The organism is Scardovia wiggsiae F0424, from assembly GCF_000269605.1.
Taxonomy (GTDB): Bacteria; Actinomycetota; Actinomycetes; order Actinomycetales; family Bifidobacteriaceae; genus Scardovia; species Scardovia wiggsiae.
The window spans coordinates 564,981-589,038 of the sequence record NZ_AKCI01000001.1; the positions used below are offsets into that span (position 1 = coordinate 564,981).

The 24,058-nt window shown below is 50.7% G+C and carries 25 protein-coding genes and 1 tRNA gene; 13 read left to right on the plus strand and 13 right to left on the minus strand.

Annotation, left to right across the window (positions count from 1 at the left end):
* Positions 1 to 29 precede the first annotated feature (29 nt).
* The 13 genes from tsf (at position 30) to HMPREF9156_RS0102585 (ending at position 10,714) form a co-directional block, all read left to right on the plus strand.
* Entirely contained in the window at positions 30 to 896 is an 867-nt protein-coding gene (tsf, locus tag HMPREF9156_RS0102525) for a translation elongation factor Ts (RefSeq protein WP_007147234.1), read from the plus strand.
* Between the two features lie 128 nt (positions 897 to 1,024).
* Positions 1,025 to 1,765, plus strand: a complete 741-nt coding sequence (pyrH, locus tag HMPREF9156_RS0102530) for a UMP kinase (protein ID WP_007147235.1) — start codon at positions 1,025 to 1,027, stop codon at positions 1,763 to 1,765.
* A gap of 69 nt (positions 1,766 to 1,834) precedes the next feature.
* Positions 1,835 to 2,389: a ribosome recycling factor gene (gene frr / locus HMPREF9156_RS0102535; protein ID WP_007147236.1), complete on the plus strand. Its 555-nt coding sequence runs from the start codon at positions 1,835 to 1,837 to the stop codon at positions 2,387 to 2,389.
* 58 nt (positions 2,390 to 2,447) lie between these two features.
* Positions 2,448 to 3,428 (plus strand): phosphatidate cytidylyltransferase, encoded by a 981-nt coding sequence (locus tag HMPREF9156_RS0102540; protein WP_007147237.1) that lies wholly within the window; start codon positions 2,448 to 2,450, stop codon positions 3,426 to 3,428.
* Between the two features lie 12 nt (positions 3,429 to 3,440).
* Positions 3,441 to 4,637 (plus strand): dual-specificity RNA methyltransferase RlmN, encoded by a 1,197-nt coding sequence (gene rlmN, locus HMPREF9156_RS0102545; RefSeq protein WP_007147238.1) that lies wholly within the window; start codon positions 3,441 to 3,443, stop codon positions 4,635 to 4,637.
* A gap of 33 nt (positions 4,638 to 4,670) precedes the next feature.
* Positions 4,671 to 5,780 carry a prolipoprotein diacylglyceryl transferase gene (lgt, locus tag HMPREF9156_RS0102550; RefSeq protein ID WP_007147239.1) on the plus strand — a complete coding sequence of 370 codons (1,110 nt, stop codon included), beginning with the start codon at positions 4,671 to 4,673 and terminating at the stop codon, positions 5,778 to 5,780.
* Positions 5,781 to 5,819: 39 nt separating this feature from the next.
* Entirely contained in the window at positions 5,820 to 6,485 is a 666-nt protein-coding gene (gene rpe / locus HMPREF9156_RS0102555; protein ID WP_007147240.1) for a ribulose-phosphate 3-epimerase, read from the plus strand.
* 55 nt (positions 6,486 to 6,540) lie between these two features.
* Positions 6,541 to 7,179 carry a CDP-alcohol phosphatidyltransferase family protein gene (locus tag HMPREF9156_RS0102560; RefSeq protein ID WP_007147241.1) on the plus strand — a complete coding sequence of 213 codons (639 nt, stop codon included), beginning with the start codon at positions 6,541 to 6,543 and terminating at the stop codon, positions 7,177 to 7,179.
* Between the two features lie 2 nt (positions 7,180 to 7,181).
* Entirely contained in the window at positions 7,182 to 8,303 is a 1,122-nt protein-coding gene (locus HMPREF9156_RS0102565) for a DUF881 domain-containing protein (protein WP_007147242.1), read from the plus strand.
* Position 8,304: 1 nt separating this feature from the next.
* Complete coding sequence (locus tag HMPREF9156_RS0102570; RefSeq protein ID WP_007147243.1) at positions 8,305 to 8,637, plus strand: small basic family protein; 333 nt, start codon at positions 8,305 to 8,307, stop codon at positions 8,635 to 8,637.
* Between the two features lie 14 nt (positions 8,638 to 8,651).
* Positions 8,652 to 9,518, plus strand: a complete 867-nt coding sequence (locus HMPREF9156_RS0102575) for a DUF881 domain-containing protein (RefSeq protein ID WP_007147244.1) — start codon at positions 8,652 to 8,654, stop codon at positions 9,516 to 9,518.
* Between the two features lie 4 nt (positions 9,519 to 9,522).
* Positions 9,523 to 9,966: an FHA domain-containing protein gene (locus HMPREF9156_RS0102580; protein WP_007147245.1), complete on the plus strand. Its 444-nt coding sequence runs from the start codon at positions 9,523 to 9,525 to the stop codon at positions 9,964 to 9,966.
* Between the two features lie 88 nt (positions 9,967 to 10,054).
* Positions 10,055 to 10,714: a MerR family transcriptional regulator gene (locus tag HMPREF9156_RS0102585; protein WP_007147246.1), complete on the plus strand. Its 660-nt coding sequence runs from the start codon at positions 10,055 to 10,057 to the stop codon at positions 10,712 to 10,714.
* 247 nt (positions 10,715 to 10,961) lie between these two features.
* Here the strand turns inward: HMPREF9156_RS0102585 and HMPREF9156_RS0102590 are convergent, their stop codons facing one another.
* The 13 genes from HMPREF9156_RS0102590 to HMPREF9156_RS0102655 all read right to left on the minus strand — a co-directional run bounded on the left by HMPREF9156_RS0102590 (position 10,962) and on the right by HMPREF9156_RS0102655 (position 23,971).
* Positions 10,962 to 11,309 (minus strand): RNA polymerase-binding protein RbpA, encoded by a 348-nt coding sequence (locus HMPREF9156_RS0102590; RefSeq protein ID WP_007147247.1) that lies wholly within the window; start codon positions 11,307 to 11,309, stop codon positions 10,962 to 10,964.
* Positions 11,310 to 11,371: 62 nt separating this feature from the next.
* Positions 11,372 to 13,984: a DEAD/DEAH box helicase gene (locus HMPREF9156_RS0102595; RefSeq protein WP_017147424.1), complete on the minus strand. Its 2,613-nt coding sequence runs from the start codon at positions 13,982 to 13,984 to the stop codon at positions 11,372 to 11,374.
* A 2-nt stretch (positions 13,985 to 13,986) separates the two neighbouring features.
* On the minus strand, positions 13,987 to 15,027 hold the full coding sequence (locus HMPREF9156_RS0102600) for a diacylglycerol/lipid kinase family protein (RefSeq protein WP_007147249.1): 1,041 nt from the start codon (positions 15,025 to 15,027) through the stop codon (positions 13,987 to 13,989).
* 43 nt (positions 15,028 to 15,070) lie between these two features.
* Complete coding sequence (locus tag HMPREF9156_RS0102605; protein WP_007147250.1) at positions 15,071 to 15,436, minus strand: hypothetical protein; 366 nt, start codon at positions 15,434 to 15,436, stop codon at positions 15,071 to 15,073.
* Positions 15,436 to 17,403 carry a helix-turn-helix transcriptional regulator gene (locus tag HMPREF9156_RS0102610; RefSeq protein WP_007147251.1) on the minus strand — a complete coding sequence of 656 codons (1,968 nt, stop codon included), beginning with the start codon at positions 17,401 to 17,403 and terminating at the stop codon, positions 15,436 to 15,438. Before HMPREF9156_RS0102610 ends, HMPREF9156_RS0102605 begins: the two co-directional genes overlap by 1 nt.
* 169 nt (positions 17,404 to 17,572) lie before the next feature.
* Positions 17,573 to 19,000, minus strand: coding sequence for a UTP--glucose-1-phosphate uridylyltransferase (locus HMPREF9156_RS0102615; protein ID WP_007147252.1), 1,428 nt, complete (start codon positions 18,998 to 19,000; stop codon positions 17,573 to 17,575).
* A 107-nt stretch (positions 19,001 to 19,107) separates the two neighbouring features.
* Positions 19,108 to 19,392 (minus strand): hypothetical protein, encoded by a 285-nt coding sequence (locus tag HMPREF9156_RS0102620; RefSeq protein WP_007147253.1) that lies wholly within the window; start codon positions 19,390 to 19,392, stop codon positions 19,108 to 19,110.
* Positions 19,382 to 19,717 (minus strand): hypothetical protein, encoded by a 336-nt coding sequence (locus HMPREF9156_RS0102625; RefSeq protein WP_007147254.1) that lies wholly within the window; start codon positions 19,715 to 19,717, stop codon positions 19,382 to 19,384. The genes HMPREF9156_RS0102620 and HMPREF9156_RS0102625 overlap by 11 nt, the downstream gene beginning before the upstream one ends.
* Positions 19,714 to 20,205 carry a hypothetical protein gene (locus HMPREF9156_RS0102630; RefSeq protein WP_233417607.1) on the minus strand — a complete coding sequence of 164 codons (492 nt, stop codon included), beginning with the start codon at positions 20,203 to 20,205 and terminating at the stop codon, positions 19,714 to 19,716. Before HMPREF9156_RS0102630 ends, HMPREF9156_RS0102625 begins: the two co-directional genes overlap by 4 nt.
* A gap of 158 nt (positions 20,206 to 20,363) precedes the next feature.
* Positions 20,364 to 20,768 (minus strand): hypothetical protein, encoded by a 405-nt coding sequence (locus HMPREF9156_RS0102635; RefSeq protein ID WP_007147256.1) that lies wholly within the window; start codon positions 20,766 to 20,768, stop codon positions 20,364 to 20,366.
* Positions 20,769 to 21,018: 250 nt separating this feature from the next.
* Positions 21,019 to 21,513, minus strand: a complete 495-nt coding sequence (locus HMPREF9156_RS0102645; protein WP_233417608.1) for a hypothetical protein — start codon at positions 21,511 to 21,513, stop codon at positions 21,019 to 21,021.
* 158 nt (positions 21,514 to 21,671) lie between these two features.
* On the minus strand, positions 21,672 to 23,852 hold the full coding sequence (locus HMPREF9156_RS0102650; protein WP_007147259.1) for a hypothetical protein: 2,181 nt from the start codon (positions 23,850 to 23,852) through the stop codon (positions 21,672 to 21,674).
* Positions 23,853 to 23,897: 45 nt separating this feature from the next.
* Positions 23,898 to 23,971 (minus strand) — tRNA-Pro (locus HMPREF9156_RS0102655).
* Positions 23,972 to 24,058: the final 87 nt, after the last annotated feature.

Sequence of the window (24,058 nt, forward strand, 5' to 3'; positions counted from 1 at the left end):
ATTGTTGTAAGTGAACGCAAGGAGTAAAAATGGCACAGATTACTGCCGCTCTTATTAAGGAACTGCGCGACGCTACAGGCGCCGGCATGATGGATGTCAAGAAAGCGCTTACTGAAGCCGAAGGCGATATTGAGCGTGCGAAGGAGATCATCCGCGCTCGCGGCATCAAAGCTGCCGGCGCCCGTGAAGGCCGCAAAGCCCAGGAAGGGCTTGTAGCTTCCCGCATAGTTGACACCGCTTCCGGCCAGGCCGGCTACGCAGCTGAGCTTAATTCTGAAACCGATTTCGTTGCTAAAACACCTCAATTTGTTGAGTTTGGCGATGAGGTCATTGAAGATGTCGTCAAAGCTGGTGCTTCCAATGAAGCTGAAGCCCTTGCAGCACCTTCGCAGTCCGGTACGATCAAGGATACTGTTGAAGAAGCAGGCGCACTGTTCCATGAGCACGTAAAACTGGGGCAGGTAGCCAAAGTTGAGGGGCCGCATGTAGAGATTTATGCACATCGCAAATCCGCCGAGCTGCCTCCATCAATCGTAGCGATGATCGCAACTGACGAGGCCGGGGCAGAGGTAGCGCATGAAGCTGCTCTGCAGATCTCTGCCATGGCTCCCCAGTGGCTGTCGCGCGAGGATGTCCCTGCCGATGTCGTAGAGTCGGAGCGCCGTGTTGCTACGGAGAAATCGCTGGCAGAGGGCAAGCCTGAAAAGATCGTCCCCAAGATCGTTGAAGGGCGTCTGCAGGCGTTCTATAAAGAAGTCTGCCTCCTTGACCAGGCTTACGTCAAGGACCCTTCCAGGACGATTGCGGACCTGTTCAGGAGCGTAAACGGGACTGCGCTCGCTTTCGCCCGCGTAGAAGTGGGCAAAGGCTCACAGGCTGAAGAGGCTGCTGAGTGATCCCTGTCAGTTTATGATCGGATGGGGCTGGGGCTGGAAGGCTTCAGCCCCATTTTTTATATATACCAGGCATGTGCTGCTGTCGCGAATTTCAGGTAGCATGGTAGGGAAATATTTTGGAGGTACGCATGGCACAAGGCAAGGATGCTCACCCTGCACGACGGGTCCTTCTCAAGCTCTCAGGAGAAGCTTTTGGCGGGGGATCTGTGGGCATAGATACCGCTGTTATCCGTCGTATAGCAGGAGAGATCAGGCAGGCATGCGCAGACGGCAATCAGGTAGCAGTTGTTGTTGGGGGAGGCAATTTCTTCCGTGGGGCAGAGCTCAGCCAGGCAGGGCTTGAGCGCGCCCGGGCCGATTACATGGGGATGCTCGGCACAGTCATGAACTGCCTTGCATTGCAGGATTTCCTTGAGCAGGAAGGCCAGGCAACGCGCGTCCAGACTGCAATAACAATGGGACAGGTCGCTGAAGCCTATATACCGCTGCGTGCTATACGCCACCTTGAAAAGGGGAGGGTCGTTATTTTTGGTGCCGGTGCAGGGTTACCATATTTTTCAACAGATACGGTATCGATCCAGCGTGCCCTGGAGATTGGATGCAATGAAGTCCTTATGGGCAAAAACGGTGTGGATGGTGTATATTCGGCAGACCCCAAAAAAGATCCGTCAGCTACATTATTCCACACGCTAAGCTACAAAAAGGCCCTTGTAGATAACCTTGCTGTTATGGATGCTGCTGCACTGTCCATGGCGAGGGACAACAATATGCCTATACGTGTGTTTGGACTGGAAACTGCGGGCAATATTACCCGCGTCATCAATGGGGAGGCATTAGGCACCCTGGTTACGCACGACAGCCAGCCGTAGCCTGCTGACAGCCCGCACAGGACATATAACAGAAGTTTTATAAACTATAACCTATTTTAAGGAGATACTATGGCAACAGTTGTTGAAGATGCACAGTCGCAAATGGAAAAAACTATCGAATCTACAAAAGAGAATTTCGTCGGGATCCGTACCGGGCGTGCAAACCCGGCTCTGTTCAACGGCCTGACAGTCGATTATTACGGTGCGCCGACCCCGCTGAAAGCCCTGGCCTCTGTCGGCGTATCAGATAACCGTACCCTGGCAGTCACACCATTCGATGTATCGCAGTGCGCGGCTATTGAAAAAGCTATCCGCGACTCTGACCTCGGAGTGAACCCCCGCCGTGACGGCAACGTTATACATGTCACACTTCCTGAGCTTACTGAAGAACGCCGCAGGGACTATGTCAAACTCGCCAGGGAATTTGCAGAAAAAGGCAAGATCGCTATCCGCAACATCCGCCGCAGGACCAAGGAAGGTATCGATACTTCCACCAAAAGCGGCGAATACGGCGAGGATGAAGGCAAGCGCCTGCAGAATGAGCTTGAGAAAGTAACAAAGAAAGCTTCCGATGAGATCGACAGCCTCCTCGAAACAAAGGAAAAAGAGATCCTGTCCGTATGACCCCCGCAGCATGCGCGCTGCAGCCCTGTAAAACGAACCTGAATGAGTACTGATAATCATGACAAAGGATGACCACTCTGCCGTTACGGACCTGGATGAGGCCGTAAACGCAATAAACAGGAAGACAGGCAGGAATATGCCTCAGGCGATAGCTACGGGGGCTATTCTTATTACGGTCATAACACTCAGTTTCCTTTTCAACCCTCAGCCGTTCATATGGCTGATCGTTATATTCATGGTGATCGGGCTGTGGGAGCTGCGGATCGATTTCGCTGTGGCAGGTCTGCGGATACCGGTAGCCGCTTTATGGGTATGTTCTGCGGCGGTACTTTTAGGGTGCTATTATGCGCCGGCGGGGTACCATTTCGCCGCGGCTGTGACCGGCATCATCATCACGCTTTTTATTGTCCTGCTATTTGCAAGTTTCAACCGGCAGCATTCAGAGCGGGCGGCGCGCGCAATACTTGCCAAAATCAATACAGGGATGGCGAACGATGCTACTGTTGACGACCTGCACGCTGCCAGGCCTCAGCGGTACCTCCACATTGCCGCTTCAATACTCACTGTATTCTATATACCTTTCCTTGCAAGTTTCATAGTGCTTCCCATAACAATGAAACACTATGTTGCGCATGCTGTCCTGCTTATTTTTATCCCGGCGCTGGGGGATACCGGGGGGCTCCTTTTTGGTGCTGTGCTGGGCAGGCATAAATTGTCTGAACGCATCTCTCCCAATAAAACAGTCGAAGGGATGATCGGGTCTGTCCTGTTTACTGTTGTGGGGACATTGGCTGTAGGGCTGTGCACATATACTATCGATGAGCTGAGATCCAAATGGTGGATCCTTCTTATCCTGGGGATACTGCTTGGCATAGCAGGGATGTTCGGCGACCTATGCGCATCCATGCTTAAACGTGACCTGGGGATCAAAGATATGGGACATCTTCTTAAAGGGCACGGGGGAGTGCTTGACAGGGTCGATTCCATCCTTATGTGTGCACCCGTGACCTTCTTCACTGTATTCTTCTTCGGGTTATAGGGAGAAATGCATATGCCTTCTTTACTATCCAGTGAGGCTGTCGAAACAGGTATAACGCCCGGCGGCACCACAGGTGCTTTCAGGGATGTCCTGTCTAAACATCATGCGCACAGGCGGAAACCGCCGGTACATTTCACAGATATGTCTGATGGCGAACGTGAAGAAGCGCTCAAAGAGCTGGGGTATCCGAAATTCAGGGCAAGCCAGCTGGCGAGACATTATTTTTCCCATTGCACTACTGATGTTGCAGGCTACAGTGATTTCCCTCAGGACCAGGCCGGCACCGTGAAGCAGCGCTTCTTTCCCGATCTCATAACCCCTTTGCTTGAGCAGACTGCAGATAACGGGGCCACTATCAAAACTCTATGGCAGCTTTTCGACGGTTCCCGTATTGAATCAGTCCTGATGAAATACCCGACGCGGACAACATTATGCATCTCCAGCCAGGTCGGCTGCGGTATGGGCTGTCCATTCTGCGCTACAGGACAGCTTGGGCTGACACGCAATATGTCTGCCGGAGAGATACTTGAGCAGGTACGGTATGCAGCGGCACAGGCAAGGGATGGGGCGCTTGGGGAACCCGCACGCCTGAGCAATATCGTTTTTATGGGCATGGGTGAGGCCCTGGGGAATTATAATGCCATGCTGAAAACTATCAGGCAGATAAGTGCCCTGCCTCCGCATGGTTTCGGGATATCAGCACGCAATATCACGGTATCGACAGTGGGGATCGTCCCCGGCATTAAAAAGCTTATGAATGAGCATATACCCGTACGTCTGGCTGTTTCCCTCCATGCGCCGAGTGATAAGCTCCGTGACGAACTTGTGCCCATGAATAAACGTTTCAATACGACGCAGGTCCTTGATGCTGCCCACGATTATTATATGGCTACGAAACGCCGCGTAAGCATTGAATATGCCCTCATGAAGGGCATCAATGACCAGGCCGGGCATGCGCGGCTCCTTGCCAAACGGCTCAACCATTATGGGGATGACTGGGTGCATGTTAACCCTATCCCGCTCAACCCTATTGAAGGATCCAGATGGACTGCTTCAAAGCCTGAAGATGAAGCCCGCTTTCTGGATATCCTGCATAATGCCGGTATTGCCGCTACACTGCGTGATACACGCGGGTCAGATATTGACGGCGCGTGCGGGCAGCTGGCGGCCAGGGTAAAAGATTCTGGTGTACTCTGTACGGTACAGTAGTGACAAAAGAGTATTTGATTAAAGAGGAAACCTATGACGTTATCGACGATCCCATCACCACCCATTTCCAGCTTTTCTCTAGGCCCCCTGACTATACGGTTCTATGCCATTTTTATGCTTATCGCTATTGTGGCAGCAGTATGGGTCACGACTGTCAGATGGAAAAAGCTGGGCGGCACCTTTGACCAGATCTTTGATACCGCTATCGTAGCGGTGCCGTGCGGCATCATTGGGGCGCGCCTCTATCATGTGATAACAACTCCGCAGCTGTATTTTGGTTCTGAGGGGCATTTCGCAGATATCTTCAAAATATGGAACGGCGGACTTGGCATATGGGGGGCCGTGGTATTGGGAGGTCTTGGGGCCTGGGCGTGGTGCAGGCACAGGCATTATCCCATGGCTATCCTTGCAGACTCTATCGCCCCGGCGCTGCTCATTGCCCAGGCGATCGGACGTTTAGGGAATTACTTCAACCAGGAACTTTACGGATCATGCACGGACCTTCCATGGGGCCTGACTGTTACCAGTTCATCCTATGATAATCCCGGTTCCTGCGGCATCCACGGCCCGTTCCATCCGACTTTCCTTTATGAAATGATCTGGAACCTGATTGGGGCAGCGATCCTCATCGGTATGACCCGGCACATACAGAAACGCTTCAGGGCAGGGAGCACTTTCGCCCTCTATGTTATGTGGTATACGCTCGGGCGCACATGGATCGAGGCCCTGCGCATCGATTATGCAGTAAAGGTGCTTGGCCTGCGGGTCAATATCTGGGTATCCATCTGCGTTTTCGTCGCTGCGGCAGTAGCATTCGTCCTTATCCAGCGGTACTCAGCGACAACTTCCGTCCTTGCCGAAAAACTCAAAAGTGTTACAGAGCTTGAAGGGGAAGTGCAGAGCGGCTCTATGACACCTTCAGACCTCAGGGACCGGTACAAAGAGGAAAATGCAGCTGCCCACAGCGAGAACAGGGCTAAACGGGAGCAGAAACGCAAAGAGTACGCTGCCAGGAGAGCTGAATACGAGCATGCCAAAGAGCGGGTACTGGCACGTAAAAAAGCTGAAAAAGAGGCTGGGGATAAAGATGCTGCCAGGGATACAGAAACAGCTGACCATGAAGATGCGGAAACCGAAAAATAACATATAGCCGTGTCGGTCATAGTAATTAGAATTAGCTGTATGACTATTCAAATTGCGCCGAGTATACTTTCAGCAGATTTTGTGAACCTGGAAAACGAACTGAACGCCATCAGGAGCGCAGACCTGGTCCATGTTGATGTGATGGATCACCATTTCGTCCCCAACCTTACCCTGGGCGAACCGATAGTCAAAAGGATCTGCGAAGTATCACCCATACCGGTTGACGTCCATCTTATGATAGAGGATCCTGACCGCTGGGCACCCGAGTTTGCCCGGTGCGGTGCGAAGTCAGTAACGTTCCATATGGGGGCAACCCATGCGCCGGTCCGGCTGGCCCGGCAGCTTCACGATATGGGAGTAAAAGCATGTTTTGCCGCCCGTCCTGCGGAACCGGTGGAACCTATTTTTGACATACTTGAAGAATTCGATATGGTCCTTATTATGACTGTGGAGCCGGGGTTCGGCGGCCAGAAATTCCTTGTTAACCAGATGGGCAAAGTACGCCGTCTGCGCGATGAGATATCATCACGCCATCTTGACACCGATATCCAGGTAGACGGGGGAGTGAGCCCTTCAACAGCCCATATAGTTGCAGAAGCAGGCGCAAATGTGCTTGTTGCAGGGTCAGCGGTGTATGGCGCTGACAGCCCTGCAGATGCTATCGCCTCCATCCGGCGCAAAGCACAGGAAGCATTCCGAGGTTAGGACAGAAAGAAAGATCTGAAATCAGTTGAGAATTACCGGGGAGCAGCGACTGCAGATGAAATGGCCACATAATACGGATAAGAGCGGGCTCAATGCTGCCGATGAACAGCAGCTCAGGCCGCGGGACATTATTTTCACTATACCAAATTTCATCAGCCTGCTGCGCCTTATATCGATACCTCTGATTGCTTATATGATCTATACTGACCGTAAGTGGGCAGCCCTTATCATCCTTGCATTATCGGCGTTATCTGACTGGCTCGACGGTTTCCTCGCACGCAGGATGCATCAGATCAGCAAAATAGGGCAGCTGCTTGACCCTCTGGCTGACCGGCTCCTTATATTCTGCTCAGTGCTCGTTTTCGGCATGGCCGGGCTTTTGCCGTGGTGGCTGCTTATTGCGATAGGGCTCAGGGATCTGGTCATGCTTATTGAGGTACTCGTTATCGCACAGTTTGGATACGGCCCGCTGCCGGTGCATTTTGCGGGAAAGACCGGTACGGCGCTGCTGATGATTGCCATCCCCGCACTGATAGTAGCGGATCTGGGGCAGGGCTACATTTTCGCGTCCCTCCATCTCGCAGCGGTAGCCTGCAGTATCTGGGGCGTCGTACTCTACTGGGTCGCCGGGCTTATCTATTTAAAGCAGGGGTATGACATCCTTCATATTCAGCGCGTCCGGGAGCAGTCCTGACTATGGCTGCGCAGAAACCGCAAAAGCCCCTGCATCCTGACAGGTTTCCGGCTAACAGGCTTAAAAGGAGGAAAACCAGCGAAGGGCTTTTTGACGATCCCTGGGAGCCCGATACTGCGTTATTCATACAGCCGGCCGAGCCACGGGACGATTCAATATACCTTGATACTGCTGCGGAGGACGTAGACAGTCTCCAAACATTCCTTCCTGTTTCACAGGCAGTCCGGAGAAGGTCAGCCTTTTCTGCATCAGCCGCAGGCCTTCTCCGTTACGAAATCACCGAGAATACGATGGGAGCAGGGCATACGGGCGGATGCCATTCATCTTCGCAGCTTCTTGATGACCTCATCAACCACCCCATGGACCAGATGTATGATGATTCGATGCTTACCGCAAAACGTACGGGGAAAGCCGGGACATGGGTGATGCGGGCACTCAGCTTTATTTTATGTGTTGTTATTGGCGTTGTCGGCACGCAGGCAGTAAAACTGCTGCAGAGGAACACCCGCGCGAAAGTCCGGGGTGCCCTCAGCGCGCAGGTCAGCAATGCGAACGAACACCAGAAAAAACTTTTAGCTGAGGTGACTTCTGCGCAGCAGCGGTTAAACAAGCTTACCGAATCTGTAGATAATTTTGAGCTGTCACAGAGGCAGAAAGAAGATAACTTCTCAGCCGCACTGACCAAGATTGAGGGGCCGGGATTACGGATAGTTATCACCAACCCTTCCTCTGATACTTCAGCGGATGACCAGGGCGGCAACCGCACTTCAGCAGGGCAGGCCAAACAGTCCCTCAGCGATGAGCAGATGCAGATCATCATCTCCAGGCTGTGGGCATATAAGGCTGATGGTATTGCGATCAACGGTATCAGGCTTGGGCTGCAGAGCTCCATACGGCTGGCGGGCAACAATATCCTCATCGGGACAACACCCATTACAAGCCCCTATACTATTGAGGCAATAGGGAACGCGCGCGAACTGTCTGCGGCTATTGACGCTGAGCATAATCCGAGGTTCAATGAAATGCTGAGAAAGTATGGCATATCGGTTACTATTTCCAATCAGCGGAGTTTAACGCTGCCGGCTGCAGGAATGGTCAAAATCAATTACGCAAAGGAGAAATGATATGGCAGCAATTCTGGGTCTTATAGCTGGCGTTGTGGCCGGGATTTTCTTCCAGCCCAATATCCCTATCTGGCTGCAGCCATACCTGCCAATAATGGTCGTTGCAGCACTTGATGCCCTCCTGGGGGCGGCCCGGTCATATTTTGAGCGCAATTTCAGCGATCGGGTTTTTATCATTTCTTTTATTGCTAATGTCATAACCGCAGTGCTTCTGGTATTTTTAGGTTCCCAGCTTGGTGTCGGTTCCCAGCTCACTACAGCAGTAATCGTCGTACTCGGTATCCGTATATTCTCCAATGTATCTGCTATCCGCCGGTACATTTTCAGGGCATAGGGGAGAGAGGCTTTATGGCATCACAGGGTACAGGGCGGCAGGGCGCTCCGGAAGAAGACCCCAAAGGTATCAAGGGGATAACGGGCAGCAGCAAAGCAACGAATAGCCCGGAAGGCAGCACTGACGAAGCGGAAGCAACCACAGGCGCTTTTTCAGTGGTACCCAGAAGGCGCCTTATCCGGATCCCCAGGATATCAAAAACAACCCGGAATAAGGTTGTGGCATCATTCATAATCTTTGCCCTTGGGGCTGCCCTTGGCTTCGGCTACATGTGGCAGAGGCGCAATACGGATACTACATATACCAATTTGAGTGAAGACGAACTGGTCAGGCTGCTTGATGAAACGAATACCCAGATCAGCAGGCTGGAAGCACAGAAATCCGCCCTCGCAGCACAGCTGGCTGCTATTCAGAAGGCTGCCAACAAACAGGAAGAGATCAACCGTATTGCCAAGGAAAATGAGCAGACTAACGGGATACTCTCGGGCAGGCTTCCCGCCCAGGGGCAGGGGATAACCATCACGATCACGCAGGGGCAGACGAAACTTTCTTCCGCTATCCTGTTCAGCGTTATTGAAGAGCTCCGCAATGCAGGGGCCGAGGTGATCGAATTCGACGGTGTGCGGATAGTCACGTCATCTTACGTGGTAGATACCGAGAACGGGCTTGAATGCGACGGCGTTATTATTGGCAGCCCATTTGTCATCAAAGCTATCGGGAGTTCCACGACACTTCAGAATGCGATCGATATTGCGGGCGGGGTTGGCTCCAGGCTCAAGATCCAGTACGGTGCAACAGTTAAAGTAGAACAGTCGGATCAGGTCGTGATCAATGCAACAGCACGGCCGCAACAGAATAAGTACGCGAAAACGGTAGAATAGAAGTATGACTGATCCAATACCATCTGCAGGCGAAACAACAAGCATAGGGATGCCGGCAATCAACATGTCGCCGGTTACAACTGCCGGACAGCGCCCCCTTACGAAAGAAGATATTGAAACCATTGCAAAACTTGATGCGGCTTCCGCGCTTCTTATCTCTACACGGGGACCGCTCGCCGGATCCCGGTACCTGCTGGATGAGGAGACAGTGCGTGTGGGGCGTGATCCGCATGAGGATATTATGCTTGATGACGGTACAGTTTCCCGCTCGCATGCTGTATTTACCCGCGTTGATGGGCGATACCACATCACTGACAGCGGAAGTCTGAACGGTACATACGTGAACCGGGAACGTGTTGACGATACCGTATTACGCAATGGCGATGAAATTATGATAGGGAAGTACCGTTTCGTATTCTTCACAAAGTCTGCTGTTATTGCCCAATAGTCCTTCACAATTAAGAGGATAAACTACAAGTAGGTAATTTAGTTACGTATACAGGATGCCTGCATAAGGCGTCAGAATAGAGGTTTGTATGGCTGAGCATAATAAGCCGCAGCTGTCCCTGCACATCAGGCTTGAGGACCGCAAAGACCTTTCAGGGAAAGATGCTGTCCAGGGGGAACTGTTTGAATCAGCTGACCGGCAGGAAGACCTTAAAGGGTATAAAGGGCCTGTAGCTGCAGAAGTTGCGGGCATCACATACAGGCAGCTGGATTACTGGGCCCGCAAGAAAATAGTAGAACCGTCCATCACGCCGTCGCACGGTTCAGGGTCACGGCGCCTGTATTCGTTCCGCGATGTTGTGATCCTTTCGGTTTCAAAACGTCTCCTTGACGCAGGAGTCAACCTGCAGAATGTTAATAAGGCTATTACCTTTTTGATGACGTACAGCCTTACGGATCTGGAGCATATGATGATAGTATGCGATGGTGAGAGTGTTATGCAGTGCACGGATAACCACCAGATGCTGGATGTGATGAGCTCAGGACAGGCAGTTTTTGGCGTATCTGTTGCGGCAATCTGGCATAAGGTAGAAAATGACCTTAGCGCGCAGGATTATGTGGATATGAGGAACACCGGTGTCCGGGTACATTCCCAAAGCGTTATTGATGAGCTTGCGGAGCTCAGGCAGCGCAAACGTATTGAAGCACAGCGCGCACAGCGTGAATATCAGCATGCACAGGGTTTATAACTGTAAAATTTTAAAGTACTAAAAATGGGCTGGCTGCCAAAGGCAAGCCCATTTTTTGTGTTCTATGTGCTGGTCTGCTTAGAGCACTGTGCGTTAAACGTTGCAGGAAATCAGGGAAGTACAGGAGACTTTTACGTGTCGATCTATTTTCCAGGGAGCCATGCGAACTTATCTAATCTGACATAACATACATTATCGGCTTACTCGTCGAAAATTACTAAATATATAAATTATGGCCTTTATCTGTTTACTCGTAATCCGGTATCCAGCCTTCATTATGCATGGCAAGACGCTTATCCAGCAGATCTGAAAGCTCTTCAATACTGCGGCGCTCCAGAAGCATATCCCAGTGGGTACGCTGAGGTTTCGCAGATTCATCAGATTCAGTTTCTTCAGTATTCTCACGATGCGCGATCTGGCCGCAGCGGCATTCCCATGTTTCCGGCTCTTCAACGCCAACAGCTAAAGGAAGGATCGTACGATGTCCCTGAGGGCATACATAAACGACTTCATGGCGTGCAGCGAAATCCACGTTATCGTCCGACTCCAGTGATTTTGCACCTATACTCATACCTCGTAATGAACGCTCTGCCATAAGGCCTCCTTGTTACGTAACACAACAACTTTACTAAAACAGCGCGACTCACACAATATTCCCTAATCTCCGTCAACTCCGCTGTAAGCAACGATCCCTTTATTGACGAGGTCAGCAGCCTTCTGCGCAACCGTTGCGGTATAAGGGTTATCCAAATATTCTCCGACTTTGGACAGCTGGATAAGGATATCTACCGTACGTTTGCAGCTGCGGACAAAATCGCCTCCGGTAAGTTCTGTGCCTGCCAGTATCTCAGCAAGTGATTTACCGGATGTCCAGTCAAATATCGCTTCGCAGAGGCCAAAATCAAGCTCTCCGGCATCGTCAAGGCCGGCATCTTCACATTGCCACCGTATCTCTTCATCAATCTCAGCGATACCGGCAGCTGCCTTCGCAATACGGCCGCCAGAGCCCCCGGGGAAATGCCGCGGAAAACCTGATCCTCCCCGTGTGCGCGATTCATATACGAATCCGGATGCAACAGCAGCCATTTCTTCCGGTGAAAGCCCGTCGAAAACTCCTGAAATCAGGACCTGCGCAATAGTGATGTCATTCTCACTGTAGATCCGCCGCAGGAGCTGGCCCCGGGAGCATACCGCATACTCCCCTCCATGCGATTTTTCAATATATCCCAGGCCGGCAAGGACGGAACATATCCTGTCGAACTGCCTGGACACAGTACCTGTCCGCGAATTATAGCGGTCTTCAAGCCTGTCCAGCTCCTGGGAAAGCTTGGCCCACTTATATCCTATGCGAAGATGGTTTTTGATATCAGGGCATTGCCGGCACGGATGCGAATGCTCCTCTTCCCGGAGCCTGATGATTTTCGAATCCAGGTCGCGCCATGCGCGGTCCTTTGCTTTTTTGTTCTTAAAAGATGTGTGCTTAAGCCTGCGCCGTTCAGAACGTTCCGCATTAGTGAGCTCCATACGCAAACGCATAAAGGAAGCAAAATCGCCGTATTCACAGGCGAAAGCCTTTTCATACCCCTGTATGGACTCACGGCCGGCCCGGATCTGGGAAATGAGCTTTTCAGCTGCCTTTGCTGCTTCCCATTGTGCAAAAGAATGATCCAATGTTGAACGCACTGTATCAGCATCATATAAGTTAAGAAGGTTTACGGCCATGTTGAACGTCGGCCGGAAGCTCGAATGCAGCGGGTACACCCGTTTTGACGACAGCGCCGCTGCTGTTGACGGTTCAAAATCGCGATGGTCAACAACTATGGCATAACCGACAGAATCAATCCCTCGCCTCCCCGCACGCCCGGTAAGCTGCGTGAATTCGCCGGGCGACAGCGTTTCATGCGATACGCCATTGAATTTCTCGAGCTTTTCAACGACTACACAGCGGGCCGGCATATTGATCCCCAGGGCAAGTGTTTCCGTTGCGAAAACGATTTTTAGCAGCCCCTGCTCAAACAGTTTCTCGACTATTTCCCTGTATAAAGCTACCATCCCTGCATGGTGCGGGGCTATCCCCTGTTCAAGCGCATTCCTGAAATTTGCAAAGCCTAAAGCCCTGGCATCATCCCTGCTGATACGCCCCTCTGCCATGGAATCGACGATACGCCGGATCCTGCGGGCCTCGGAATCGCCTGTCAGCTGCAGCCCTGCACGCATACACTGTTCAACAGCCTTATCGCAGCCGTTGCGTGAAAATATAAAATAGATGCCGGGCAGCATATCCAGAAAATCAAGCTCATCAACGACTGCCCACCGTTTGGGTGCGTATCGGGCTGCAGGCCTGTTACGGCTATCTTTCAGGCTGCCCTGCCGAGATGATGTGCCGGCCCCGCCTCCCCTGCCACGGCGATAGGGCTTCCCGCCTGCGCCGGCACTGCTGCGTACCGCTTCATGGTCCCATTGCTTTATAAGGGCTGTCAGCTCGGGATTGACTGCGGACGTATCACCGTTGAGATAAAGGCTGACAAGCCTGGGCTCTTTTTTCTGATCGTGCTGAAGCAGGACTTCCTGGATAAGGGGTACCGGACGTTTTTCCGAAACGACCAGGGAGGTCTCTCCCCTGACAGATTCTATCCATCTGGCAAAATCCTCAACATTGGACACCGTAGCCGATAATCCTACTATTTTCACCGTTCTGGGAAGATGGATAATGACTTCTTCCCAGACCTGCCCTCTCATCCGGTCTGCCAGATAGTGTATCTCGTCAAGGATAACGTAACGCAGCGCTGTTAATGTGGCTGAATCTTCATACAGCATATTGCGCAGGACTTCCGTTGTCATCACGATGATATCAGCCTGGGAATTTATTGATATATCGCCTGTAAGGAGGCCGACTTTGTCAGGACCGTACCTGTTTGCCAGCTCATGGTATTTCTGGTTGCTGAGCGCCTTTATAGGGGTCGTATAGAAAGCTTTTACATTATCCTGCTGGGCCAGATGGATAGCAAAATCAGCAATAACAGTTTTCCCCGCACCCGTCGGCGCTGCAACAAGAAGGTTATTCCCGGATTCAAGATCATCCAGGGCGCGCCGCTGGAATTTATCAAGCCCGAACGGAAGCGACTGTGCAAATTGTGCCGCGCTTGTGCCTTCCTGTCTGCGGCGCTCCCGGAAAGCCTGGTATTTTTGCGCGGGACTGGGCCCGGCATTGCAGGAAAATGTATCCGTTGCTGTATGGCGTGCGTTTTTATAGTGTTTATGATGCGTCACTGCTAGAACGACCTCGCAATCCTTGGCGGAAGAAGCATCCTGGCAGCGCTGGGAGCACATTCGGCCTTTACAGGGAGTTCGCCGACAACTTCCCCATCACCCATAAGTACAGGCGGGTACGCAGAACTGCCTGAATACCGCAGCTTAGCACTTCTGATCTGCTGCCATCCAATGATCCGCTCGCTCAGATGTGCGCCGCTGTATGCCCGGAACAGAACGTGCATCCCCTCAGCGGGTGTGGGCATCCATTTTGCCCAGACCATATCAAGTGTGCTGTCCGTCACTGACGAATACGGGGATATCCTGATGCCGCTGCCCATGTATGGTGCATTAGAGATAACGAAGAGAGGGGTTTCCAGGTCCAGGTGCTGGCGGTTTTCGGACAGGTCGGTGAAACTGACAGAAAAGCCGTATGCCTGCGGATGGCTTATCGCAGCGATCCCGGCATATCCATACCGCAATTTACCGACAGGGATGCCTGATGCATTGGCCCGCAGGTTGATTGCAGCATCAATAGAACAGTTAAGAGAACCGGCAATGTATGTGTTGACCCTTTTGCGTATATCACCCTTATAGCCATCGGAAATATCATCATCTGCAGAAGTAACATGGATGAGGTCCACGCGGGCGAACGAGTACATCATGATACTTGCAAACACAGCTTCAATACTGGTATCTATACGGTGGACAGGAAGCCCCGTACTCCGTGCAAAATCATTTCCGGAACCGCAGGCGATAATACCCAGGGCAACACGTGTATGGGCAACAGCGTTCATCCCGAGATTGACCATCCCGTCTCCCCCTGCAACAATGAGGATATCCAGATCCTGCAGGGAATCGCTGATTTTGAGAGCGGACTCCTCCCGGGAATGGCCTGTCAGGTCAATAACTGTGCATCCCAGCTCGTAAGCCCTGTGTGAGACTTTTCTGATGATAGCGGGGCCAATTTTCTTCCCTCTGCCATTATCAGCTGCAGGATTCGTAACTATGCCTATCCGGGGAGAATGGTTCCATTTGCATGCAGCAGCCCTCGTATCCGGCATATACGTCCTCCCCTTGCAGGCTTTCTGGTGCCCCTTTATTTTTTTAGTCGTTTTCAGATATATTGAGCTGCTGTGCCAGCCTGTCAGTATCTTCACGGGTAGAATCCGCCCAGGCTGTCCACTGGTCCTGGTGGCGCCGGGAACGCTTCCGCCTGCGCTCAATAATACCTGCATATGCCTGAGAGTAGGCATCAGCGTTCTCACGGATGGTCTTTGTGAATGACGGGACCATATCCCGCTGTTCCAGTCCTTTATTCTCCGTCATCCTGGAAATCCGCGACTGCACCTGCCCGGCAGTCCCGGAAACTTTGCCCAGCGCATCCCTCAGGTGCAGCAGGGCGTATACAACGCCAAGTATGAAAACTGTCAGCGCTGCAATAACAAGTATTGCCCATCCCCAGCCTGGCATCAGTTTCTCCTTCTGTGATGTTCATGCCGTTTAGCATCAGCTTCTTCCTGCTGCTCAATATGGGTCAACTCCCTGTCAGCGCGCGCAGTGATCATAGAACGGAGGGTCTTCGGCCCAACTGCCTTGATATGGCGTGCATGCGCGATACAGAATGCGACGAACCACGAGTCGGAAGAAATGATAAGATGGATCTTCTGCCCGTCTTCAGTATCTTCAACCGTTGCGCCCGGCAAGTTCTTGATAAACGGCATCCCTTTCTGATTGGTAATGAATACCGCCTGGGTACCGTTCTCAAAATTCCATTCCCGCAGCTCCGACAGCGGGACTTCGGGGATCTCAACATGATGTCTTGGCTCTACCGCCTCAACAGTACCTATGCGCGAAAGGCGCAGGGTCTGCCAGTTCTGGGACTGCGAATTACGGCGCTTGCGGGCGGAAACCTGGGTCTCCTTCGTAGGCGGGTTCTGAGGGGGGTCCTTACGGTCTTTATCTGTAACACCGGTCCACGCCGCCAGATAATACACGCCCTCGTCCACGAATACTTTGGCAGGGGCCACGAGACGTCTGCGGGTACGCCCTGAACCGTCAGTGTACTCCATATCAAGCAGCTGGTCATGTTCTATAGCGTGCTTGATAACGGGGAAACTCGCCGGAGCAAGCTCAAAACCCGTCAGGCTGAGCCATGGTGTCTGTCCGGGCCGTGAATATTCATGCAGCCGGTTGTACAGATCCATTGCCTGCCTGCGGTCGATATCAGGCATAAGAGGCGAATGTGCCAGATAGCTTACCGATGCGGTCAGCATACTCATATACTGCGGCGAGACCCCTGCAAGGCGTTCGAGCCCAAGGGAATTAGTAGCACTGACAATGCCTTCCTCCTCAAGGAGGGGCCAGTCGATCTCAAAGAACTGGCTGCCGGCCACTTCCCCGTCATCCGAAACCGTTGTCAGAGTACCGATATCCTTACGTATCGTATTGACAAAACGCCTCTGCTCTTCAGGGGTCCGCGGTGCGCCAATGAAACGCTCAGCAAGTTCAGAAACGGAATATTCCTCCCCCAGATGCGCAGACAGGAAAAGCATAAGATGCAGACGCCGGTCAACTTCTGTGCCTGTCTGTACAGTCGGCTGCTTCTTGGGAAGCTCATCATCGTCTATCTGCAGTTCATCAACAGGCATGACTTCAATCTGCGACGCAGGTACCGCATCTTTGGATTCCGACAAGCCTGCCAGCTCAAATTCCTTCGCTGCCGACAGGCGGCGCTTATAAGCTTCACGAGCCTCTATAGGTTCAATGATAAGGGATCCGGGGTGGTCGAGCATATACGAAGCGAGATCATCGGAATCAGTATATGCCACATTGATATTTTCACCCTCAAATTCAACTGTTGCAGCGAACCGGCGTGAATCAACTATATTAGTGAGGACTTCCGGTATTTTCTGAGTCCCCAGGCCGGGTGCGATTGAATCAAGGCCCAGCCCGGGCGTAGGGGTCTGTGCCAGGCGCGGTGTACTGCGGCTCTTGTGCTGGCTTTCCTTTGCCCTTTGGGCATTCTCCTGTTCATTCGCAGAGACCGACCTTGCCAGATAATTTGCAGCAGCCAGAAGAGGCAGGTCTTCAGGCTTGAACTGGGTCATGATGCGCGGCTCATCACCCAGCTGGAGCCGGTAAGAAGCAAAATCCTGCCCTTCAGATTTTGACGAATATTCGGGCTGGCGCGATTCAATAGCTATACCCATCGCTGTCAGCTTGGCACGGTCACGCTGGAACTGCTTTGCAAATGCCGCTTTCGCAGCCTGGTCTGCCAGCTCCCCATAAGAATCAGCATAAGCTTTAACGCGCTGCGCGATCTGACGCGATGTCAGCCACTGGGGAAAAGCCGATGATAGCACGGCGAGTACATCAAGCTCATGTTTCCCCCATTTATCGGAAAACCGGCGCCTGCCGTTCGTTGGTCCTTCAGCCATATGTCCTCGAGTTGTACTTTCTTTCACTGTCAATTTATAATTCTCCGGCCAGAGTATACGCATACATATTTTTCCATTGCATGATGCACACTCCTACTCTATTTTAGTATGTTTTTTCACAAAACACACATTGGATTTTAAATTCTTTTATGCCTATAGCATCCCTGCCCTACTGCCATGAATCCGATTCGATCCCCTGGGGCCCTACGAAGCTCCCATTGGGTACATACGACGGCCGACCCAGATCGGACAGATGCGCGTCTGCGAAGCAGTGGACATCTTTGCCGAAAGTCCAGTCACCTTCAACGGTGAAAGAATTTGCTGCAGCAAGGGACGGCACAGAATAGGGGAAACGCTCATCGAAGTCTTCGATATTCTTATAGTACCGTGTATCTAAATTAATATCAGGGAAGATATAGTTCCCGTCTTCCATTTCAAAAGCATCAGTCAGATGGAAACGGTCAGACCGCAGGATAACAAGGTCATTTGTCGTTTTGACGGGAAGGAAACGGGAACGGCTCACCTCTACGCATACTGCATCCTCGAAAAGCGATACTGCCGCCCCCATAGCTGTTTCCAGCTGGATCACATTTTGAGTGGAGGGATCAGTAGGGTCAACAGTTTTGAGGTTGCGGATCACGGGCAGCGGCAGTATGCCTTTATGCTCTTTCAGCAGCCTCTTCAGCGCGCTGATGCGAACCCAGATATTGTTGGTATTAAAGAATGGATGGATATTAACATCCGTTGCAGCTTCCTTATCATCCGGATGCACCTGCGTCATTTCACGCAGCATAAGGCATCCGGTCTGCCTGCTGCGGACGATCTGGCCGCCTTTCCGGTCGGCATCAGTTTTCCGCGCGACCTCGACCATAAACGATGCGCCTGACTGGGCAAACGCCCCTGAAACTGTGCTTGAAGGACGGGCGCCAAGGTTATCGGAATTGGAAATGAACAGATATTCCATCCCTTCGTTCTGCAGGACATCCAGCAGCCCTGATTCCCACAGCGACGTAAAAACATCCCCATGCCCGGGAGGGCACCATTCAAGGTCAGGGTCGCTGGGGAACGATACGGGTGCGCCCGTTGCACCTACGATCTTGGGCTCACGGTTCTGAAGGAATTCAATAGGGATCTCGTCCTGATGGAAATTACGGTTACGGCGTATCCGCGCAATAGATTCCTTCGACGTATGGTACGAATTCATAAATGTAAGCGGCAGCTTGACCCCCTGCTGCTGGCGCACAGTAGTCACCTGCCCCAGGATGATATCCAGGAAATTCATCTGGCGTGCTTTATGGCGCCGCACAGGGAGAAGGGATTTCGGCCCCTGGAGCCCCATTGATGTGCCAAGCCCCCCGTTGAGCTTGAGCATAGCCGTCTTCGCGAGGGCTTTGCCTGTTACCTTGTGGCTTATAGTATCGTGGATATCCCCAATATGGCGGATGTTATCCATCGGTTCTATCTCCGACTCACGGATCCATTCCTGTTCGTCGTTTTGCCACACATCATACAGCCTTTTGAACTGTTCAACGGCAACTTCGCTCATTTCACTGTCGCGCATCTTCTGCGCACATGCTTCAAAGGACTTACCAGTCATAGATACCTCTCATCAGGATTAACCTCACCAATTTTAACGGATAATCCTCAGATAAGCAAAAAAGCAGCCAGAATTGTCGCGGCGCAGCTGTTTTACCAGTTTTCCTGTTACTCCCCGCTTAATATATGGTATGCAGCCACCCTGTCTGCGTAGCCAAGGGCCGTGACCGCACTGGAGATAGCTTTCCTGTCCTGCATCCGGGCGTCAGCGAACGAAGACATGGCGTGTGAAACCGTATCTGCCATATTATCGTGGTCTGACGCTGCCTTAACAGAGACGGAGGCCTCCGTCAGTCCTTTCAGGCGGAATGAGCCATACTCTTCAGCATCGCCAAGGGCCTGGAGTGCGCCTGCGCCGTTATCAGCCGATACTGTTATTGTTTCACTCGGCATGGTATGAATCCCTCTTTCTTATATAATCATCGTAAATATCACTACGAAGTTTTTTCAGATACTGGAGACTGCTGTCAAACTGTGTTTCGGTCTCACGCACCTCTGCTTCAAAACTGTCAATACAGGATTGGATCTGAGAGGAAAACCGGCGAGGCAGTTTATCCAGTTCCTCGTTCAGAGCAATACGGACTTCATGGAAGTAGTCTTCAGCCTCCTGCTGTTCGCGGATAAGGCGTTTGCGCTCCTGATCGATCTCGTCCTGCTGCATGTCAAGTTCATGGGACAGTTTTTGCATATATTCGTAACGCCTGTCTTCGCTGCTCATTTCGCGAACCTCGTTCCAGGCGAAGGATAATTAATATACTGCCAATTGTTCTTGCTATAAGATTCCGGGACCTCATCCCCTGCTTTATAAAAATCCCCTATGTCCACAGTGTATATGAGTTTAGCAGGTTGGGCCAGCCATGACAGGAAGCTTTTTACACTGGCCGGAGGTCTGGTTTTAGGGGTTCCCGAAGAATAATCATAAGGGGCAAAAACATAAGCAGGATGGCCCACACTATCCTCAATCTTCCTGATAGTAGGTATATCTTTACCCTGAACCTCTTTAGCATACTGCTCTAATGCCGCCTTGAGGAAAGGCCTAACCTTCGCAGTAAATGAGAAACCTGTACACGTATAAGAACCTCCGCACTTGTACACAAATTCCTTAAACTCAGCATCAGGATTACTCCCCGGCGGGTCATCCGGTTCAAAAGCCCCACCTTTATATTTATTAAGATAAATCCAGGTACTACCCGACTGGACCTCCAAAGACCTCTGCACCCGCTGATGGTATTCCTGAGCCTCATGCCGCCTATACTGTAAAACAGCAGCAAAACCAACAGTACCTATACCAAAAACAAACAGCACAACAACCAGAAGGCCCGTCAAAACAGTCCTCCTACGCCTCACAACCCACAATACCCCACTCACTTCACAAACCTCGTGTTATCGTATGGCGCTCTAAGATAATCCCAATTGCAGCCAAATCTGCCTTCCGGGACCTCATCCCCTGCTTTGTGCTTGCCGCTGGCGCTAGCAGTAGTGTATATGAGTTTAGCAGGTTGGGCCAGCCATGACAGAAAACGTCTGATAATAAGAGGCGGTTCAATATCTGACACCTCAATTTCAGTAAAACGTTTATAAATATATGAAGGGGTTTTTAAACTTTCTTCTATTTGCCTTACTGTAAGAGTATGTTTTATACCTGTTTCATTATAATACTGTCCTAATGCACTATTCAAAACAGTTTTTGCGCGATCAGTAAAAATAAAACCTGTACATGTATAGTACTTCCCGCATTTATACGTATATCTCTTATATTCAGTGCCCACACCCTCCCCATACCTATATCTAGTTACGAAAGCCCTTCCCCCCCCTGCCCTAAAAGAACATTGTCCTCCATAAATAAAGCTTGGCTTTGCAACGAAGACTGTATTTGTCTACGGTATTCCTGCTCCTGCTTCTGCTTATCTTGCAAAACAGTAGCTATTACAATACTAATTACGCCGACTGTAACTATAAAAATTAACAATCCCAATAAGATTGCATGCTTATACCGCATATTTCTTAGTAAACCACTATTCATTTTGCAAACCTCGTACCGGGGAAAAGATTCTTAATACAGCTCCAATTATTTTTAAACTGTCCTTCGGGGACTTCATCTCCTTTCTTATGGCTTCCATTCGGACTGTCATACGTGTATATGAGTTTGGGAGGTTGGGCCAGCCATGACAGGAAGCTTTTTACACTGGCCGGAGGTCTGGTTTTAGGGGTTCCCGAAGAATAATCATAAGGGGCAAAAACATAAGCAGGATGGCCCACACTATCCTCAATCTTCCTGATAGTAGGTATATCTTTACCCTGAACCTCTTTAGCATACTGCTCTAATGCCGCCTTGAGGAAAGGCCTAACCTTCGCAGTAAATGAGAAACCTGTACACGTATAAGAACCTCCGCACTTGTACACAAATTCCTTAAACTCAGCATCAGGATTACTCCCCGGCGGGTCATCCGGTTCAAAAGCCCCACCTTTATATTTATTAAGATAAATCCAGGTACTACCCGACTGGACCTCCAAAGACCTCTGCACCCGCTGATGGTATTCCTGAGCCTCATGCCGCCTATACTGTAAAACAGCAGCAAAACCAACAGTACCTATACCAAAAACAAACAGCACAACAACCAGAAGGCCCGTCAAAACAGTCCTCCTACGCCTCACAACCCACAATACCCCACTCACTTCACAAACCTCGTGTTATCTAGAGGGTTCTTAATGTATTCCCAATTACTTTTACTATTCTTTTCTAAAACATTCTCCCCGGCAGCATGCTCATTAATATTTACTGCATACTTGAGCTTAGCAGGCTGCTTCAGCCATTGAAGAAAACGTCCTAGGGAAGTTTGAGGGTGTTTGGGCTTTGTAGTCTCAGCAAAATTCATATCTCCCTGTGCGCTGTCTTTAACAACAGCCGTGAAGTTATCCCTTAGTCCTTTTGAAACTTCCTGTTCCGATACTTTATTATCTGGATTCTCAATATTATATTGGCGGATAGCCTCATCCAGCCATAGCCTGTCAACCTTCAATACAGGTCTTTCATGGCTGAGAGCATCTTTGCCATCGCTGCTGTAGCTCAAGTCGCTGCCTATGCTCATGGAACAGTCCTCAAAGAAGGGGTTTTTACTTAGAGCATTAGATATAGATATATTTTTAACAAGTTTATCCCATTGAGCCTGCCGGTAAGATTCATCATTCTTCTCCTCAACATAATCAGTAGCAATGTCCAACAAACTAAGCACTGCCCCGATATACGGAGTGATGTCCTTGCCGTGAACGAAGGCTTTTTCAATAAACTTGTTCATACCTTCTTCAACTAACCATTTTTGAGTACTCCCTAAAGCATCCAATTCTGCAGTACTTTTTTTATTATAATTCCCGACTAAGAAACCCAATAACTGGTAAACTCCGGAAGGACGTCCGACAATAGACATGGAAACATTCTCCCAAACACTGTCGGTATTGCCCCCGCTTATACGTGGATAGGAGTCATCTCCAACAAGGCCATTAACACTGACAGTGACATAATCTGCATCAATATTTTCGATACCCCCGCTTTGCACGGTAAAATCAAAAGTTAAGGGGTCCCCCCGACGTGTCCAGACCCCTCTGGATGCCATCGCATTGATTTGAGTCACAATGGATGCCACACGTTCCTGGATGCGACGGTATATGGACCACAGGCCGGAATCTGGCTTATAGACATTATCCTGCTGCCCGCTGCGCGACAGATACGCAGCAAAATCACCAAGAAAAGCAGAACTTTTCCATCTGCTTCCAGCTGCTGGCGTAGCCACTGTATTCCTCTGCCCATTTACTGTGGATGTTGAGATATCGAATGCCCGGGCAAACTTATCATAATCATGATGCATCTGGATATCAAGGAAATACTGAAGATCTTTTATCCCCTGAGGCACGTACTTCTTGTCTGCCTCCTTATGCTTCGCATAATCGGCAGCGGCATCATCATACATCGCATAAAGTGCATGGCTTATATGCCCCATATCTTCATCATTGAAGAAGCCTTTCGGCATATAGGAAAACCATAGTGCGGCATCCCTGTCAAGTTTACCGTTACGATAGATCTCTTCAGCAGCGATGTTGCCATCCGCTAATACACGATGTGCCGTATATTTAAGGCGCTGCCGCTCGCCCGGATCTTTCACGTTGTTATCAATAGCTTCATCAGACTGCTTTATACGGGTATCATTATATGCTTTGCTGACTTCGTACCGTAAAGCTGAAAGGCCGGGACTATTCCAGCTGCCTGTCCTGGCTGCAGCATCTGCAACTTTCGTAATGCGTGAAATCAGCCCACTATCAGCACACATACTGACGACAGGACCATAGATATTATTTGTCGAATACAGGTATTCTTCCAAGATAGCTTTTACCTCTGCTGCTGACATGAGAACAGCACGCAGCATTTTGCCTATTGATAGAGCAGCAAATGGATTTGGCGGATTGATTACACGTCCTCCGAAGGTAGGGTTTGCTCCGTTCCTATTAGATCGCAACGAATCGGATTGCAGGGAATTCAGGTTCTGTATCCTTCTGTCAAGGTCTTCCCTGTCTACGACATTCAGCTGTATATCTGACGGAATAAGCTTATCAGCGGCCTGCAGGTTCTTCCTGTCTGCTGAGAGCAGTTCTATGAAAAAAACATAGTGGGCTTTCGCTACGAGACATTCACTGTCCAAACGCTCCTGGATAGCCGTAAAAGCTTTTCCTTTCAGGCCATGCTGGGACAAAGACATAGAAAGGCTGTTGATCTGCTGCTGGGCAAGCGTTATCTCCTTTTCAACAGCAGATATTTCACTGTTCAGACTGTCTGTAAGCTTTCCTATCGCAATTCGAACCATACTGTCCCCTTTGGTTTCCCGCTTATCTTCACTTCACTATACCAGTCGGGCCAGCGGGATTTGAACCCGCGACCCCTTGACCCCCAGTCAAGTGCGCTACCAAGCTGCGCTATGGCCCGAACTAAGTACTTTCAATCATCCCGCAGAATAAACGGAATACTTGCAAGCACGGTTAACAGACTATCACAACCGTTAACTTTCGTGTC

Coding starts and splice junctions, on each gene's coding strand:
- tsf (WP_007147234.1), top strand. CDS start 30: ATGGCACAGATTACTGCCGCTCTTATTAAGGAACTGCGCGACGCTACA.
- pyrH (WP_007147235.1), top strand. CDS start 1,025: ATGGCACAAGGCAAGGATGCTCACCCTGCACGACGGGTCCTTCTCAAG.
- frr (WP_007147236.1), top strand. CDS start 1,835: ATGGCAACAGTTGTTGAAGATGCACAGTCGCAAATGGAAAAAACTATC.
- HMPREF9156_RS0102540 (WP_007147237.1), top strand. CDS start 2,448: ATGACAAAGGATGACCACTCTGCCGTTACGGACCTGGATGAGGCCGTA.
- rlmN (WP_007147238.1), top strand. CDS start 3,441: ATGCCTTCTTTACTATCCAGTGAGGCTGTCGAAACAGGTATAACGCCC.
- lgt (WP_007147239.1), top strand. CDS start 4,671: ATGACGTTATCGACGATCCCATCACCACCCATTTCCAGCTTTTCTCTA.
- rpe (WP_007147240.1), top strand. CDS start 5,820: ATGACTATTCAAATTGCGCCGAGTATACTTTCAGCAGATTTTGTGAAC.
- HMPREF9156_RS0102560 (WP_007147241.1), top strand. CDS start 6,541: ATGAAATGGCCACATAATACGGATAAGAGCGGGCTCAATGCTGCCGAT.
- HMPREF9156_RS0102565 (WP_007147242.1), top strand. CDS start 7,182: ATGGCTGCGCAGAAACCGCAAAAGCCCCTGCATCCTGACAGGTTTCCG.
- HMPREF9156_RS0102570 (WP_007147243.1), top strand. CDS start 8,305: ATGGCAGCAATTCTGGGTCTTATAGCTGGCGTTGTGGCCGGGATTTTC.
- HMPREF9156_RS0102575 (WP_007147244.1), top strand. CDS start 8,652: ATGGCATCACAGGGTACAGGGCGGCAGGGCGCTCCGGAAGAAGACCCC.
- HMPREF9156_RS0102580 (WP_007147245.1), top strand. CDS start 9,523: ATGACTGATCCAATACCATCTGCAGGCGAAACAACAAGCATAGGGATG.
- HMPREF9156_RS0102585 (WP_007147246.1), top strand. CDS start 10,055: ATGGCTGAGCATAATAAGCCGCAGCTGTCCCTGCACATCAGGCTTGAG.
- HMPREF9156_RS0102590 (WP_007147247.1), bottom strand. CDS start 11,309: ATGGCAGAGCGTTCATTACGAGGTATGAGTATAGGTGCAAAATCACTG.
- HMPREF9156_RS0102600 (WP_007147249.1), bottom strand. CDS start 15,027: ATGCCGGATACGAGGGCTGCTGCATGCAAATGGAACCATTCTCCCCGG.
- HMPREF9156_RS0102605 (WP_007147250.1), bottom strand. CDS start 15,436: ATGCCAGGCTGGGGATGGGCAATACTTGTTATTGCAGCGCTGACAGTT.
- HMPREF9156_RS0102610 (WP_007147251.1), bottom strand. CDS start 17,403: ATGGCTGAAGGACCAACGAACGGCAGGCGCCGGTTTTCCGATAAATGG.
- HMPREF9156_RS0102615 (WP_007147252.1), bottom strand. CDS start 19,000: ATGACTGGTAAGTCCTTTGAAGCATGTGCGCAGAAGATGCGCGACAGT.
- HMPREF9156_RS0102620 (WP_007147253.1), bottom strand. CDS start 19,392: ATGCCGAGTGAAACAATAACAGTATCGGCTGATAACGGCGCAGGCGCA.
- HMPREF9156_RS0102625 (WP_007147254.1), bottom strand. CDS start 19,717: ATGAGCAGCGAAGACAGGCGTTACGAATATATGCAAAAACTGTCCCAT.
- HMPREF9156_RS0102650 (WP_007147259.1), bottom strand. CDS start 23,852: ATGGTTCGAATTGCGATAGGAAAGCTTACAGACAGTCTGAACAGTGAA.